Source organism: Neisseria sp. HMSC068C12 (assembly GCF_001814095.1).
In the GTDB taxonomy this organism is placed as follows: domain Bacteria; phylum Pseudomonadota; class Gammaproteobacteria; order Burkholderiales; family Neisseriaceae; genus Neisseria; species Neisseria perflava.
The window spans coordinates 53,291-68,339 of record NZ_KV814829.1 but is presented as its reverse complement, the minus strand read 5'-3'; the positions used below and the strand labels follow the sequence as shown (position 1 = coordinate 68,339).

10 protein-coding genes are annotated in these 15,049 nt (G+C 50.8%); 2 read left to right on the top strand and 8 right to left on the bottom strand.

Annotation, left to right across the window (positions count from 1 at the left end):
* Nucleotides 1–159: 159 nt before the first annotated feature.
* On the top strand, nucleotides 160–486 hold the full coding sequence (locus HMPREF2952_RS09915; protein ID WP_039862324.1) for a hypothetical protein: 327 nt from the start codon (nucleotides 160–162) through the stop codon (nucleotides 484–486).
* 148 nt (nucleotides 487–634) lie between these two features.
* Nucleotides 635–2,200, top strand: coding sequence for a glutamine-hydrolyzing GMP synthase (gene guaA / locus HMPREF2952_RS09910; RefSeq protein WP_003686344.1), 1,566 nt, complete (start codon nucleotides 635–637; stop codon nucleotides 2,198–2,200).
* A gap of 70 nt (nucleotides 2,201–2,270) precedes the next feature.
* Here guaA and gloB read toward each other — a convergent pair whose 3' ends face one another.
* The 8 genes from gloB to HMPREF2952_RS09870 form a co-directional block, all read right to left on the bottom strand.
* Complete coding sequence (gloB, locus tag HMPREF2952_RS09905; RefSeq protein ID WP_070695624.1) at nucleotides 2,271–3,020, bottom strand: hydroxyacylglutathione hydrolase; 750 nt, start codon at nucleotides 3,018–3,020, stop codon at nucleotides 2,271–2,273.
* Nucleotides 3,021–3,043: 23 nt separating this feature from the next.
* Nucleotides 3,044–4,129 (bottom strand): hypothetical protein, encoded by a 1,086-nt coding sequence (locus HMPREF2952_RS09900; protein WP_070695623.1) that lies wholly within the window; start codon nucleotides 4,127–4,129, stop codon nucleotides 3,044–3,046.
* Between the two features lie 288 nt (nucleotides 4,130–4,417).
* Entirely contained in the window at nucleotides 4,418–5,221 is an 804-nt protein-coding gene (locus HMPREF2952_RS09895; RefSeq protein ID WP_070695622.1) for an HNH endonuclease, read from the bottom strand.
* 152 nt (nucleotides 5,222–5,373) lie between these two features.
* Nucleotides 5,374–9,270 (bottom strand): phosphoribosylformylglycinamidine synthase, encoded by a 3,897-nt coding sequence (gene purL, locus HMPREF2952_RS09890; RefSeq protein WP_070695621.1) that lies wholly within the window; start codon nucleotides 9,268–9,270, stop codon nucleotides 5,374–5,376.
* 307 nt (nucleotides 9,271–9,577) lie between these two features.
* Nucleotides 9,578–11,578 (bottom strand): DNA helicase Rep, encoded by a 2,001-nt coding sequence (gene rep / locus HMPREF2952_RS09885; RefSeq protein WP_049335237.1) that lies wholly within the window; start codon nucleotides 11,576–11,578, stop codon nucleotides 9,578–9,580.
* A gap of 90 nt (nucleotides 11,579–11,668) precedes the next feature.
* Nucleotides 11,669–12,604 carry a dihydroorotate oxidase gene (locus tag HMPREF2952_RS09880; RefSeq protein ID WP_049335235.1) on the bottom strand — a complete coding sequence of 312 codons (936 nt, stop codon included), beginning with the start codon at nucleotides 12,602–12,604 and terminating at the stop codon, nucleotides 11,669–11,671.
* Between the two features lie 204 nt (nucleotides 12,605–12,808).
* Nucleotides 12,809–13,990, bottom strand: a complete 1,182-nt coding sequence (locus HMPREF2952_RS09875) for an aspartate aminotransferase family protein (RefSeq protein WP_070695620.1) — start codon at nucleotides 13,988–13,990, stop codon at nucleotides 12,809–12,811.
* A gap of 112 nt (nucleotides 13,991–14,102) precedes the next feature.
* Entirely contained in the window at nucleotides 14,103–15,047 is a 945-nt protein-coding gene (locus tag HMPREF2952_RS09870; RefSeq protein WP_004520340.1) for a class I SAM-dependent methyltransferase, read from the bottom strand.
* Between the last annotated feature and the right edge of the window lie 2 nt (nucleotides 15,048–15,049).

The following is a 15,049-nucleotide window of genomic DNA, read 5'->3' as shown; positions in this document are numbered from 1 at the left end:
AAAATTGAAATATTCGATTTCGATTTGCCGCTGTTCAGACGGCCTTTTGGTTGAGACAACCTTTGCATAATTACACACAAGATTGCATTTTTATATCTTGCCTGCATGGCCGACGCACCCAATAATACAGGCCGTCTGAAACCTTTACGGAGCGTTGTTATGTCCCGCCCCTCACTTTTTCTGCCTTTGTTTTTGATTATCTTTGGTGCGATTTGGTTTTTACGCGCTACGGATATTTTGCCTGCGACATCGACAATGATTGCCGGCGCATTAATTATTTTGGGCTTTGCCGTGTTGATTATGGACGGCATCAACAAACAGTCCATTGTTTCCGGCCCGATGCTGGTTTATATCGGTACAGCCATTTATCTGCACATGAGCTACTGGATTTACCTCTCGCCGTTGCTGGCCATCGGCATGGTCGTGTTGGGTTGCCTGCTGTTGCTCTCGCGCAGCGATATGATTCCTGAGAAACACACAAAATAGAAAGATGAGAGATTTGGGTTTTGCCCTATAAAGGCCGTCTGAACAATGGTATAATCCGCCGTTTCAGACGGCCTTTTTTATTGTGGTTTAAATTTGAAATTTACCCTCCCGGCCGCACCGTTTTCTTACATTTTGCAAAGTTTCCGCCATGACTCAAGATAAAATCCTTATTCTCGACTTCGGCTCGCAAGTTACCCAGCTGATCGCCCGCCGCGTGCGCGAAGCCCACGTTTACTGCGAACTGCATTCTTTCGATATGCCTTTGGAAGAAATCAAAGCCTTCAATCCGAAAGGCATCATCCTCTCCGGCGGCCCTAATTCTGTATACGAATCCGATTATCAAGCCGATACCGGTATTTTTGATTTGGGCATTCCGGTTTTGGGCATCTGCTACGGTATGCAGTTTATGGCGCACCACTTGGGTGGCGAAGTTAGCCCGGGCAACCAACGTGAATTCGGTTATGCGCAAGTGAAAACCATCGACAGCGAGCTGACACGCGGCATTCAAGACGATGCGCCTAATACGCTCGACGTATGGATGAGCCATGGCGATAAAGTTTCCAAACTGCCTACCGGCTTCTCTGTCATCGGCGATACCCCGTCTTGCCCAATTGCCATGATGGAAAATGCTGAGAAACAATTCTACGGCATCCAATTTCATCCTGAAGTGACCCACACCAAACAAGGCCGCGCGTTGTTGAACCGCTTTGTCTTGGATATTTGCGGCGCACAACCAAGCTGGACCATGCCGAACTACATCGAAGAAGCCGTCGCCAAAATCCGCGAACAAGTCGGCAGCGATGAAGTGATTTTAGGTCTGTCCGGCGGCGTGGACTCTTCCGTAGCCGCCGCGCTGATTCACCGCGCCATCGGCGACCAACTGACCTGCGTGTTTGTTGACCACGGTCTGTTGCGTTTGAACGAAGGCAAAATGGTGATGGATATGTTTGCCCGCAACTTGGGCGTACGCGTGATTCACGTTGATGCCGAAGAGCAGTTTTTGGCGAAACTTGCCGGCGTGACCGACCCAGAGAAAAAACGCAAAATCATCGGTGCGGAATTTATCGAAGTCTTTGACGCTGAAGAGAAAAAACTCACCAACGCCAAATGGTTGGCGCAAGGTACGATTTACCCTGACGTAATCGAATCTGCAGGTGCAAAAACCAAAAAAGCCCATGCCATCAAATCGCACCATAACGTCGGTGGACTGCCCGAAAACATGAAGCTCAAGCTGCTTGAGCCTTTGCGGGATTTGTTCAAAGACGAAGTGCGCGAATTGGGCGTCGCTTTGGGTCTGCCTCGCGAAATGGTGTACCGTCATCCGTTCCCGGGACCTGGTTTGGGTGTGCGTATTTTGGGCGAAGTGAAAAAAGAATACGCCGACTTGCTCCGTCAGGCAGACGATATTTTCATTCAAGAATTGCGCAATACTACCGATGAAAACGGCACATCTTGGTATGACCTGACCAGCCAAGCCTTTGCCGTATTCCTGCCTGTGAAATCCGTTGGCGTGATGGGTGACGGCCGCACTTACGATTACGTTGTAGCTTTGCGTGCCGTGATTACCAGCGACTTTATGACTGCGCACTGGGCTGAGCTACCATACTCGCTGCTCGGCCGTGTGTCCAACCGCATCATCAACGAAGTCAAAGGCATCAACCGCGTAGTTTATGATGTCAGCGGCAAACCGCCTGCCACGATTGAATGGGAATAATCCCTAAATAATAAAGGCCGTCTGAACAGATATTGTTCAGACGGCCTTATTTTTTAGGAGTTAAGCCTAATTAAAATTGATTTTTCAATTCACGCAAGGCAGCGAAGACTTCGAGTTCGCTGTTTAATTTTCGTCCGCTCAATTCTTCGGCGCGTGTCTGAACTTGGGGCAGATGTATGCGGAAAAACGGGTTGACTTTGCGTTCGTGTGCCAGGCTGACAGGCAGTGTCGGCGTGTGTTCGGCTGCGGCCAAGGCCGTCTGAATGTCGGCATTGTCCGGCTCGATATGCTGGGCAAAGCGCAGATTGGAGGCGGTGTATTCGTGCGCCGGATAAAACAGCGTTTCTTCGGGCAGCTGGTTGAATCGGTGGAAGCTGTCGTAAAGCTGCTCGATTGTGCCGGTAAATACGCGGCCGCAACCAGCGGAGAACAAGGTATCGCCGCAGAAAACGTGCAGGCCGTCTGAATTTTCCAGCAGATAGCTGATGTGGCGGTCGGTATGGCCGGGGGTTGCCCAAACGGTAACCAAGCCTTCGCCAAACGGGAACTGCGTACCTGCGGTGACGGTATGCGTCGCTACGTCGATGTCACTTTCGCCATAGATTGGGGATTCTAAAAAGCCGTGGAACAGGCTTTTTGCGCCGCCGGTATGGTCGGGATGCGGATGGGTAATCCATGTTTGCGCCAGCATCAGGCGGTTGTGGACGAGGAATTTCAAAACGGGCGTGGCATCGGACGGATCGACGCAGGCAGCATGGTTGCCTTCTTGAATCATCCAGATGTAGTTGTCGTTTAGGGCTTGGATTGGCGTGATTTTCATATGCTTTCTTCTGGTTTGGGGTTTCAGACGGCCTCTAAATAATCTTTGATATTAGGGCTTTGGCCGAATACGGCTTCATGGGCTTGCTGGATGCACAGTCGGTTGAACAGCAATCTTTGGGTTTGATCGCCGTCGATAATCCGCACTTGGCCTTGCAGTTTGGGCGCGTCGTGATGAAAGGTATTCTTAAACGCGTGCCAACGGTCGGTTTGCAGATGGACGACGGCAAACATATCGTGTGAAATATTAACGCCGACACTGAATAGCTTGGCCGAGGCTTGCAGGCAGAAACTGCTGTCGCCAAACAGGCACAGCCCCATGTTTTCCGGATAGCGGAACAATTCGATTTTCACGGCTTCGGGTGCGGCAAAGATGTTGCAAAACAGCCGTTCAAACAACGATGGCTGCGCCACGCCTTCGCTCAACATGCCGTAAAGCCCACCCAGCCAATCGACATAGCCGAGAAAAGTGAAACGGTAGTCCTGCATAATGGCTTCGATGCGCTTGGGGTCGCGTTTGCTGATCAAGCGGACAAATTCAAAACCGACTTCCGGCAGCCGTGCCCGAAGTGTTTGGTGCAGGCGGTGGGCAAACAGGTTTTTATGGTTGTGCGGATTGCGCAGAATACCGAGGAATTTCAGCCGCAATATCCGCCACAAGACATCCGGTACTTTGACGGTGTCGGCATTTGCCGTAGGTGTTTTCAGACGGCCTGCAGGCAGGGTGCGCAGATGGTTGCAGGCATCTTCGTAGCCGCTTTCATGACGGTTGAACCAGCTTTCCAAATTGTATTGGTTGGCGGAGTCTTCGACAAAGGTCAGCGTATAGAGGTTTTTCGCTGTCAAGTTGCCGATGATGTTGACGCTTATCGCTTCGCTGCGGTTTTGTTCTTTGCCGCGGGCTTTTTCGCCAGTATGGAACATTGACAAGGGCAGCTTGTAAACATTCTGATTCTGCGGGCTGACCTGCGGATTATGCGCATGTTGCCGCTGCTCGGTTTGAGCGATGAAGTGGTGTTCCTTCGTCGGATTCGCGGTCAACAGGGCGTAAGGCTTTTCTCCGCATTCGGAAAATTCGCAATCGCTGAGGATAAAGGCTTGTCGAGTCATAATGTCGGGAAAGGCCGTCTGAATATGTCGATTATAGCTGATGGGGAGCTAAGGGGGATTATGATTATACGGAATGATGCTTCTGCTTGCAGAACACGCTAATGGAATGCCGATAATGGGAATCCAAAAAAACACTTCGCCACCGTCATTCCCGCCTACGCGGGAATGACGATGGTCGGTTTGGTCTTTATATGCAAAAGGACGCAAAAAGGTCGTCTGAAAACAGGTATAGAGTGGTTCGCTAAATCGTTTTCAGACGACCTTAAATCAACAGACTGTTCAACCCATCTATTCTTCTTTTTGGAAGACATGGTTGCGGTGATACTCGAAATATTTTTCGCTTTCCGGTCGAATTTTTAATTTCATATCGGGAGAAATTCCCAACCGCTTTTGATTTTCCGAATCGATTGTCGGGCTGATTTTTATCGTACCGTCGGTATCAAACGTAATCAGTCCATTATCGAATAATCTGTCGATATTGGGTGCGAGCATCAGACCATTGAAGCGACATAAACGCTCGTTATCATCGCACACGCTCCAAGGTTTAATATGGCTGGCAATGAGTAAAGGCTCGATATCTAGACCGGTCAGCGGGCAGCTTGGATACAGTTTGAGTAGTTTTTGTCGGAAACTGCCTTGCCCTTGACGGGCTTTTATCAAAGTCTCAATTTCGGTTCGTTTTGCTGAATTGGTCTCAGATACTAAACATTCTTTGAGTTCGTCTATATCAGATTTTAAGGACAGGGCAGAAGCCGCCTGAAGATTTTTTATTTCTGCGTACCATGCCACTAATAATCCTCTTTTCTTACAGGTTCTGCATGGAGTTAGTTCTTTGTTGTATGTGTTCAAGCTCCATCGTTCAAGTTCTTCGATTGAGTTTGAGCAAACTTTGAAATATTTTTTAGTTGTGCGCCCCGGCCTTTTATTTAGTTGGCCACAATTAGCAAAATGTATTTTGGGATAATCTTTATAAATCTTAGAAGGGTCTTTAGTTTGATCTATATTTAATACAAATCCATTTGAGTTTTCTTCAATCCATTTAATATATTCATCATCATTCGGCTTGTTTTTAAAAATTACTTTGTCAGACATAAGCTTCTCCAAATCTTTCTATAAATTCAATTAAGTTTTTTTGTATATAGGTTCGGGATAAAAAATCTAGGCCGTCTGAAACAGGTTGGAGCGAAGTCCGATGTGCCTATTTCAGACGACCTTTTCTTTAAAGCCGAATCAAATCAGCCTGGTTAACCCAAAGCTTTTCTTGCGCCGGCAAAGAGGCGGTACCAGCCGGACAATTCCGTCCAGTCTTCCGGTTTCCAGCTCATTTGTGCGGCGCGGTACACGCGTTCCGGATGCGGCATCATGATGGTAACGCGGCCGTCGGCGTTGGTCACACCGGCAATACCTTGAGGCGAGCCGTTAGGGTTGAGCGGATAAGTTTGGGTCACTTGGTTTTGACCATCCACATATTGCAGCGCAATGCCCAAATCGGCAGAAATGTTGCCGCCGTGAAGTGCGAAGTCGGCGCGGCCTTCGCCGTGGCTGACCACGACAGGCAGGCTGGAGCCTTGCATTTCGTTCAGAATCAGCGACGCGGATTTCGGAACATGAACCATACTCAGGCGCGCTTCAAACTGTTCGCTCAAGTTGCGTTTGAACTTCGGCCATGTTTCTGCGCCCGGGATAATTTCGGCAAGGTTGCTGACCATTTGACAGCCGTTGCACACGCCCAATGTCAGCGTGTTCGGATCGGCAAAGAAGGCGGCAAATTGATCGCGCAGAGCAGGGTGGAACAGAATCGATTTCGCCCAGCCTTCGCCTGCACCGAGTACATCGCCGTAGCTGAAGCCGCCGCACGCCGCCAGCATTTTGAAGTCGGCAAGGTGGACGCGGCCTGCCATCAGGTCGGACATATGCACGTCGTAAGCATCGAAACCGGCGCGGGTGAAGGCGGCGGCCATTTCAATTTGCCCGTTTACGCCCTGTTCGCGCAGGATGGCGATTTTGGGTTTCGCGCCGCTGTTGATGAATGGCGCGGCGATATCTTCGTTTACATCAAACTTCACGTCGGCAAACAATGCGCTGCGTTCGTTGTCGTCAATCAGGGCAAACTCGCTGTCGGCGCAGGCAGGGTTGTCGCGCAGGCGTTGGATGGCGTGGCTGGTTTCCTGCCATGCGCGTTGTAGGTCGGCGCGGTTTTGTTCCAATACGATGCCTGCTTGGTTACGGATAACGATTTTCTCGTCAGTACCGATGGTCGCAACGGTATGCAGTGCCAAATCAGCTTCTTTAAACAAGGCTTCTACGGCCGCTACATCTTGTTTGGCAATTTGAATCACTGCGCCCAGCTCTTCATTGAATAATGCGCAAATGCTGGCTTCGTTGGCATCGGCTTGGTTGGTAACCAGCGAGGTCAAATCCACATTGACGCCGATGCGGCCTGCAAACGCCATTTCTACCAAAGCGGCAAACAAGCCGCCGTCGCTGCGGTCATGGTACGCCAAGAGTTTGTCTTCGGCGACAAGCTGTTGAATCACGTTGTAAAACGCTTTCAGACGGCCTGTATCGTCTAAATCAGGCGCGTCGCCGGTCATATTGTTGTAAACCTGACCGAATGCAGAGCCGCCCATGCGCGCTTTGCCGTTGCCCAAGTCAACCAGCAGCAATACGCTGTCTTCGACGTTTTTTAATTCAGGCGTAACAGTCTTGCGTACGTCTTCCACCGGCGCAAACGCCGAAATAATCAGGCTTAAAGGCGAAACCACGGATTTTTGTGCGCCGTTATCCTGCCATACGGTTTTCATCGACAGGCTGTCTTTACCCACCGGAATGCTCAAATCCAATGCCTGACAGGCTTTGGAAACGGCTTCGACGGTGCGGTAGAGTTTTTCGTCTTCGCCTTCGTTACCGCACGCAGCCATCCAGTTGGCGGAGAGTTTGATGTTGCCGATGTCGCCGATATTGACCGCAGCGATGTTGGTGATGGCTTCGCCGACGCACATTCTGCCCGAAGCAGGCGCGTCAAACAGGGCGACGGTTGGTTTTTCGCCCATAGACATCGCTTCGCCGCGATAGGTATTGAAGCCCATCATGGTAACGGCGCAGTCGGCTACGGGGGTTTGGTATTTGCCGACCATTTGGTCGCGGTGGGTCATGCCGCCGACGCTGCGGTCGCCGATGGTAATCAGGAAGTTTTTGGCGGCTACGGTAGGCAGGCGCAAAACGCGGTAGGCGGCTTCGGTAATGTCAATATCGCCGGCGTTAAACGGTTTTTCAGACGGCGTAACTGTTTTGTCGGTACGCGTGGTTTTGGGCGGTTTGCCGAGCAAAACGTTCAACGGCAAATCGACAGGATTGTTGGAGAACAAGTCGTCGCGCACTTTCAAATGGCCGTCGTCGGTCGCCGTGCCGATTACGGCAAACGGGCAGCGTTCGCGTTCGCAGATGGCGCGGAAGGTCTCCAAATCTTTTTCCAAAATCGATAACACATAACGTTCTTGCGATTCGTTACACCAAATCTGCAACGGATTGAGGCCATGTTCTTCCAGCGGTACTTCACGCAGCTTGAATACCGCGCCGCGTCCGGCATCGTTGACGAGCTCGGGGAAGGCGTTGGACAAGCCGCCTGCGCCGACGTCGTGAATGGAGATAATCGGGTTCTTATCGCCGAGCTGCCAGCAGCGGTCGATCACTTCTTGCGCGCGACGTTCGATTTCGGGATTGCCGCGTTGGACGGAGTTGAAGTCCAAAGACGCATCGTTCGTGCCGGTATTCATGGAAGAAGCCGCGCCACCGCCTAAACCGATAAGCATACCCGGGCCGCCCAGTTGGATCAGCAATGCGCCTTCGGGGATTTCGTCTTTGTGTGTTTGCTGCGCCTGAATGCTGCCCAAGCCGCCGGCAATCATAATCGGTTTGTGATAGCCGCGAACCTGACCGTCGAACTTCTCTTCAAAAGTGCGGAAGTAGCCCAAGAGGTTCGGGCGGCCGAATTCGTTGTTGAATGCCGCGCCGCCGATCGGGCCTTCAATCATGATGTCTAAAGGAGAAGCAATATGGCCGGGTTTGCCGTAGGCTTGTTCCCAAGGCTGCTCCAGGCCCGGAATATTCAGGTTGGAGACGGTAAAGCCGGTCAAGCCTGCTTTCGGACGTGAGCCTTTGCCTGTTGCGCCTTCGTCGCGGATTTCGCCGCCCGCGCCCGTCGCCGCACCCGCAAACGGCGCGATGGCGGTCGGGTGGTTGTGTGTTTCCACCTTCATGATGATATGGGTGTCTTCTTCGTGGAAACGGTAGCCTTGGTTTTCCGCCGCATTCGGATAGAAACGCTCGACTTTTGCGCCTTCGATCACGGACGAATTGTCTTTATAGGCAACGACTGTGCCTTCGGGATGCGCATTGTGCGTATCGCGTATCATGCCGAAAAGGGATTTCGGCTGTTTTTCGCCGTTGAGGATGAAGTCGGCGTTGAAGATTTTGTGGCGGCAGTGTTCGCTGTTTGCCTGCGCGAACATCATCAATTCAACATCGGACGGATTGCGGTTTAAAACTTGGTAGTTTTCGACCAGATAATCGATTTCGTCAGCGGAGAGTGCCAAACCCATTTCGGTATTGGCTTTGACCAATGCCTCTTTACCGCCGCGCAATACATCTACGCTGGAGAAGGTTTCCGATTGGATGTGGTGGAACAGTTGCGCCGCTGCATCGATGTCGGTCAACACGCTTTCGGTCATGCGGTCGTGCAATAGGGCTGCCCATTGTTGTTTTTGCCCGTCGGTAAGCGCACCTTCCAACCATACGGCCATGCCGCGTTCAATACGCTCAATGCCTTCCAAACCGCAGTTTTCGGCGATATTGGTCGCCTTGGAAGCCCACGGCGAAATCGTACCCAAACGGGGCGTTACCAAAAATAAATGCAAGCCCTCGCGCGCTTTGGGCGTTTGTTCAACGCTTTGCGCTGCCAGTAAGGCTTGCAGTTTTTCGACTGTCGCGGCATCAAGTGCTTTTTCGCTACCGACAAAATACCAAAATTCGCTGCTTAATTTGACTTCGGGCAGGCCGAGGGCGGCTGCTTTTTGGAAGAGTTTTTCAACACGGAAATCGGAAAGGGCGGTTACACCGCGCAAGGGCAGAACAACAGACATGGATTCAGCTCACAAAATGCAGTTGGGGAATCCTTTATTATACCTGAAAAATGCAATTTTGCTTGTGAATTTATACTTCAAGTGTTGACAATTTTTGCTTGTAAATTGAAGGGGAATGAGGCGATCGTGTCACCTGCTTTTTTATTTTGTACCTGATTATTCGATTATTTTTGTTTATTTTTGAAGAATCTGGAGGAATGGAAATAGATGGGCATAAAGGTATTAAAGTAAAAATTATTTGATTGTTGTCTTTGACATTTTGCTGACAATAAGGCCGTCTGAAATTCTGTTTTCAGACGGCCTTGCTTTATCCCTTTCTTTTGTTTCCCAGCATATCCAGCAAACCTGCCAGATTGCTTTTCCCTTCTTCCTTACTCACAAGCGGCTCGCCGCCTTTGCGGCCTAGGATTTTGATGTCTTCCTGTGGCATTTCATCTATGAAACGGCTCGGCTCGGGGAATTGCCATGTACCTTGTTTTTTGCGTTTGAGGCAGTGGGTTAGTGTAAGCTGGCGTTTGGCGCGGGTAATGCCGACGTACATCAGGCGGCGTTCTTCTTCGACGTTGTCTTCTTCTATGCTGTCATTGTGCGGCAAGATACCTTCTTCGCAACCGACGAGGAAGACGTAGGGGTATTCCAAACCTTTGGAAGCGTGCAGGGTCGAAAGTTTGACGGCATCGACTTCTTCTTCGCTTTTTCCCTCCAAAAGTGTCATCAGGGCGATGGTTTGGGCAAGCTCGATGATGTTTTTGCCGTCCTGCTCGCCTTTGCGTTCCAGCCAGCCGGTCAGGTCGGTAACGTTGCGCCATTTGATTTCGCCTGCTTTGCCTTCCTCATTGGCTAGCAAGTGGTTTTCGTAGTCGATTTCTCTCAGCAGGTTATGGATAAGCTCGCCTGCTTCGCTGGTTTCGGCTTTGGCGCGGTAGTTTTCAATCATATCTATGAAGGCTTGCAGGTGTTGGCGGTTGGTATTGTTCAACAGGGCAAGCGCTTCTTCGGTTTGCGCGGCTTCATACAGGCTGCATTCGTGTTCGTGCGCGTAGGTGTTGAGCTTGCCCAATGTAACGTCGCCGATGCCGCGTTTAGGCGTGGTTACAGCACGCAGGAAGGCGGGATCGTCGTTGGGGTTGGCAAGCAGGCGCAAATAGGACAAAACGTCTTTGATTTCGGCTTTGTCGAAAAAACTCTGTCCGCCGGAGAGCTGGTAGGGAACGCGCGCGCTGCGCAAGGCTTCTTCAAAAATCCGCGCTTGATGGTTGCCACGGTATAACACGGCGAAATCGGCGTATTGGGTTTTATCGCCGCCGACCAGCTTCTGCTTGACGATTTGGCTGACAACCCAGTCGGCTTCGTGCTGCTCGCTTTGACAGGCAACGACTTTGACGATTTCGCCTTCGCCAAACTGTGACCAAAGTTTTTTGGTAAAGAGTTTGGAGTTGTTTTCAATGACTTTGTTGGCGATTTTGAGAATGCGCGCGGTGGAGCGGTAGTTTTGCTCCAGCTTGATGACCTTCATCTGCGGATAGTCTTCTTGCATTTTACGCAGGTTTTCCATGTTTGCGCCGCGCCATGCGTAGATGGACTGGTCGTCGTCGCCGACGGCGGTAAACATGCCTTCCGCGCCGGTCAGAAGCTTCATCAGGGTGAATTGGCAGGTATTCGTGTCTTGGCATTCGTCAACCAGCAGATAACGCAGCCGCCGCTGCCATTTGTTGCGCACTTCGCTGTTTTGCTGCAACAGCACGGCAGGCAGGCGGATTAAGTCGTCGAAGTCTACTGCCTGATAGCTTTGCAGGGTTTCCTGATAACTTGCATAGACGCGCGCTGTTTGTTGTTCCCACACATTAGAGGCCGTCTGAACGACATCTTCAGGCGTTTTTAGATCGTTTTTCCACAGGGAAATTTGGTGTTGCGCTTTGAATATGGCTTCTTTGCCCGTACCGCCCAAAAGCTCGCCGATGATTTTCGCGCTGTCGGTAGAGTCGAGAATGGAAAAGTTTTTTTTATAACCGATTTGATTGGCTTCTTCGCGCAGAATCTTCATGCCCAAAGAGTGGAAGGTGCAAATCGTCAGCCCGCGCGTTTGCGACTTAGGCAGCATTTTAGAGACGCGCTCCTGCATTTCTGTGGCGGCTTTATTGGTAAAGGTAATCGCGGCGACGGTATGCGGCAGATAGCCGACGTTGACAATCAAATGCTTGATTTTTTGCGTAATCACACCGGTTTTGCCGCTGCCTGCGCCGGCAAGGACGAGCAGGGGGCCGCCTAGATATTTGACTGCGGCTTGCTGTTGGGGGTTGAGTTTCATTGAAGGGGAAGACGGGTAATGTGGGGAGCAATTATACAACAAGGCCGTCTGAAATTTTCAGACGGCCTTGGGTGTTTTTTAGCGTAAACCCTATGCAAAATATTTCAATTTGCCTTTGAAGTCTTCTATTTTTTCATAACCCTTTTGCGCCATGATGGCTTTTAACTCAAGGGAGACCCGCTCAAAAATGTCTACGCCTTGCTGGTGTAGCGCCGTGCCGATCTGCACCATGCTTGCGCCGCACAAGATGTGTTCAAATGCATCACGGCCGCTGTAAACGCCGCCTGTTCCAATGACTTGGATAGACGGCTCCAGTCTTTGATAGAACGCGTGGACATTGGCGAGCGCAGTCGGTTTGATGTATTGACCACCTATGCCGCCGAAGCCGTTTTTCGGGCGGATCACGACAGATTCATCTTCGATATACATGCCGTTGCCAATGGAGTTGACACAGTTGACGAATTTTAAGGGATGGCGGTTAAACACTTCCGCCGCTTGATCGAAATGGACAATATCGAAATACGGTGGCAGTTTGATGCCCAAAGGCTTGTCGAAGTAGGCAAAGGCTTCGCTCAAAATCCGCTCGGTGGTTTCAAAATCATAGGCGATTTGCGGCTTGCCGGGGACGTTTGGGCAGGAAAGATTGAGTTCGGTAATGCCGTTGAATCCACTGTTTTGCACTTTTTTTAACAACATATGCGTTTCATCGGGCGACATACCGACCAGTGAGAGGAAAAAAGCCCTTTTGGGATGAGACTCTTGAAGGGTAAGCAGGTAATCCAGATAGTAATCAATGCCTTGGTTTGGCAAGCCCATCGAATTGATGCTGCCGAGAGGGACATCGTGATAGCGCGGTTCGGAGTTGCCTTGACGGGGGGTAAGCGTTGCGGTCTTGGTAACGAAAGTGCCTGCCGAAGACTGTCTGACTGCTTCCAATTCCTCAACAGTCATACACGCCACACCAGCGGCATTCATCAGGCAGTTGTCAAAAGAAAAACCGGCGATTTGGGTTTTCAACGATACCATCTCCTGCTCCTTTTCTCTGTAAAATCAAAATGTTTGACAAGCGTAGCACGAAGAGGCGGCACGATTTTTAACAAACATCAAATGACAAAGCATGTAGGCGGATGTTGTTTTCAATATTGAAAAAAGGCCGTCTGAAAAACTCAAACGGTCTTTCAGACGGCCTTCGCTAAGCTGTCGGCTGATTTGGCTATTGGGTTTTGAAAATCAGGCCAACCATTCGTTCAAGGCCGCTTCAAAACGTTTCAAGCCTTCGGCCATGTCTTCATCGTTCAGCAGAAGGCTGGGGGCGAAACGCACCACATTGGCTCCGGCAACCAGTACCATCAGGCCGTGTTTCAAAGCGGCGGCGGTGATTTCCGATGCCTTGCCTGCGTATTTGTCTGCCAATACGCAGCCGAGCAGCAAACCCATGCCGCGGACTTCTTTAAATACGCCGGTTTTTACGCCCAATTCACGCAAGGCCGTCTGAAGTTTTTGGCCTTGTTGCTGAACGTGTGCCAATGTTTCGGGCGCATTGATGATGTCAAACGCACGGCCACCGACCGCGCATGCCATCGGATTGCCGCCGAAGGTTGAACCATGTGTTCCGGGGCCGAAGGTTGGGGCGATTTTATCGGTAGTCAGTATCGCGCCAATCGGGAAACCGCAACCCAAGGCTTTGGCGGAGCTGATGATATCGGGTGTGATGCCGTAATGCTCGTAGGCAAACAGTTTGCCTGTATGGCCCATGCCGGTTTGCACTTCGTCCAAAATCAGCAAGGCGCCGTGTTTGTCGCACAAACGGCGCGCGGCTTGCAGGTATTCTTTAGTGGCAGGCAGAATGCCGCTTTCACCTTGAATCGGCTCGATAATCACGGCGCAGGTTTTGTCGCCGACGGCGGCTTCCAATGCGGCAATATCATTAAATGGAACATGGGTAATATCTGACGGCAGCGGCGCGTAGTCTTTGCTGTATTTGGGCTGGCCGCCGACGGATACGGTAAACAGGGTGCGGCCGTGGAAGCTGTTGAGGCAGGAGATGATTTCGGTTTTGTGTTCGCCAAAATGATCGCGGCCGTATTTGCGTGCCAGTTTCAGTGCGGCTTCATTGGCCTCTGCGCCGGAGTTGCAGAAAAACACTTTGTCGGCAAAGGTGTTTTCGACCAATTTTTTGGCCAATTCTTGTGCCGGTTGGGTGGTGTAGATATTAGAAATGTGCCAGAGTTTTTGCGCCTGTTCGGTTAAGGCTGCGACTAAATCGGGATGGCAATGCCCCAGCGCGTTCACTGCAATACCGCCTGACAGGTCAATGTATTCTCGTCCTTCGGTATCCCAAACCCGGCTGCCGAGCGCGCGTTCCGGAATCATGGGGGCGAATGAGAAATTGGGCGTCAGGTAGTTTTGCATGTTCTTTTCCTTTTGATATTGTCAACAATTTCTTCAATTATGCGCCTATTGATTGAGAGATTCAATATGGTAATCAGGCCGTCTGAAAACTGGCTTTCAGACGGCCTGATGCTTATTTATGCTTGATTTCCCAGCATTGATGGATTTTTTTGTTGCGGAAATCGTCGGGAACGGACTGCTTGGAAATGTCTTTGACGGTGTATTGTTCCGCGACCGAATCGTCCAACACAAAACTGCGCAGGTTGTTGGAGAAATACAGAATGCCGTCTGAAGCGAGCAGGCTCATTGCGCCGTCAATCAGCTTTTTATGGTCGCGCTGGATGTCGAGGATGTCGAGCATCTTTTTGCTGTTGGAAAAGCTGGGCGGGTCCATGACGATCAGGTCGAACTTTTTGCCTTCGTCTGCGGCATTTTGCAGGTATTGGAACACGTCGGCGCGGACGATTTTGTGTTGCTCAAGGTCGATGCCGTTGAGTTCGAAATTGCGTTTTGCCCACTCCAGATAAGTATTCGATAAATCGACGGTTTCGCTGGATACTGCACCCCCGGTTGCGGCATAGACGGTGAAGCTGCCTGTGTAGGAAAACAGGTTGAGGAAGCGTTTGCCCGCTGCGGTGTCGCCGACCTTTTTGCGCGTATTTCGGTGGTCGAGGAAAAGGCCGGTATCGAGGTATTTGTCGAGGTTGACCCAAAACTTGCGGCCGTTTTCAGTGATGACGAAATCGTCGCCGGTTTTGCCGGTTTTTTCGTATTGCTGCAAGCCTTTTTGACGTTCTCGGCGTTTGAGGTGGATTTGTTCGGGCGCAAAACCGGTCACAAAACCAATAGCTTCCAATACATCGGCAAGCCATGCTTCGTATTCTTCGGGCTGCATCAGCCAGCCGGTATCGTATTCCTGAAGATGGATTTGGTCGCCGTAAACATCGACGGCAAAGGGAAATTGGGGAATATCGCGGTCGTAAATGCGCCAGGCTTCGATATTGTTGCGTTTGGCCCATTTCATAAGATGTTTGATGTTTTTGCCCAAGCGGTTGGCAAAGGGGGTAATGTCGGTCATGG

Coding starts and splice junctions, on each gene's coding strand:
- HMPREF2952_RS09915 (WP_039862324.1), top strand. CDS start 160: ATGTCCCGCCCCTCACTTTTTCTGCCTTTGTTTTTGATTATCTTTGGT.
- guaA (WP_003686344.1), top strand. CDS start 635: ATGACTCAAGATAAAATCCTTATTCTCGACTTCGGCTCGCAAGTTACC.
- gloB (WP_070695624.1), bottom strand. CDS start 3,020: ATGAAAATCACGCCAATCCAAGCCCTAAACGACAACTACATCTGGATG.
- HMPREF2952_RS09900 (WP_070695623.1), bottom strand. CDS start 4,129: ATGACTCGACAAGCCTTTATCCTCAGCGATTGCGAATTTTCCGAATGC.
- HMPREF2952_RS09895 (WP_070695622.1), bottom strand. CDS start 5,221: ATGTCTGACAAAGTAATTTTTAAAAACAAGCCGAATGATGATGAATAT.
- purL (WP_070695621.1), bottom strand. CDS start 9,270: ATGTCTGTTGTTCTGCCCTTGCGCGGTGTAACCGCCCTTTCCGATTTC.
- rep (WP_049335237.1), bottom strand. CDS start 11,578: ATGAAACTCAACCCCCAACAGCAAGCCGCAGTCAAATATCTAGGCGGC.
- HMPREF2952_RS09880 (WP_049335235.1), bottom strand. CDS start 12,604: ATGGTATCGTTGAAAACCCAAATCGCCGGTTTTTCTTTTGACAACTGC.
- HMPREF2952_RS09875 (WP_070695620.1), bottom strand. CDS start 13,990: ATGCAAAACTACCTGACGCCCAATTTCTCATTCGCCCCCATGATTCCG.
- HMPREF2952_RS09870 (WP_004520340.1), bottom strand. CDS start 15,047: ATGACCGACATTACCCCCTTTGCCAACCGCTTGGGCAAAAACATCAAA.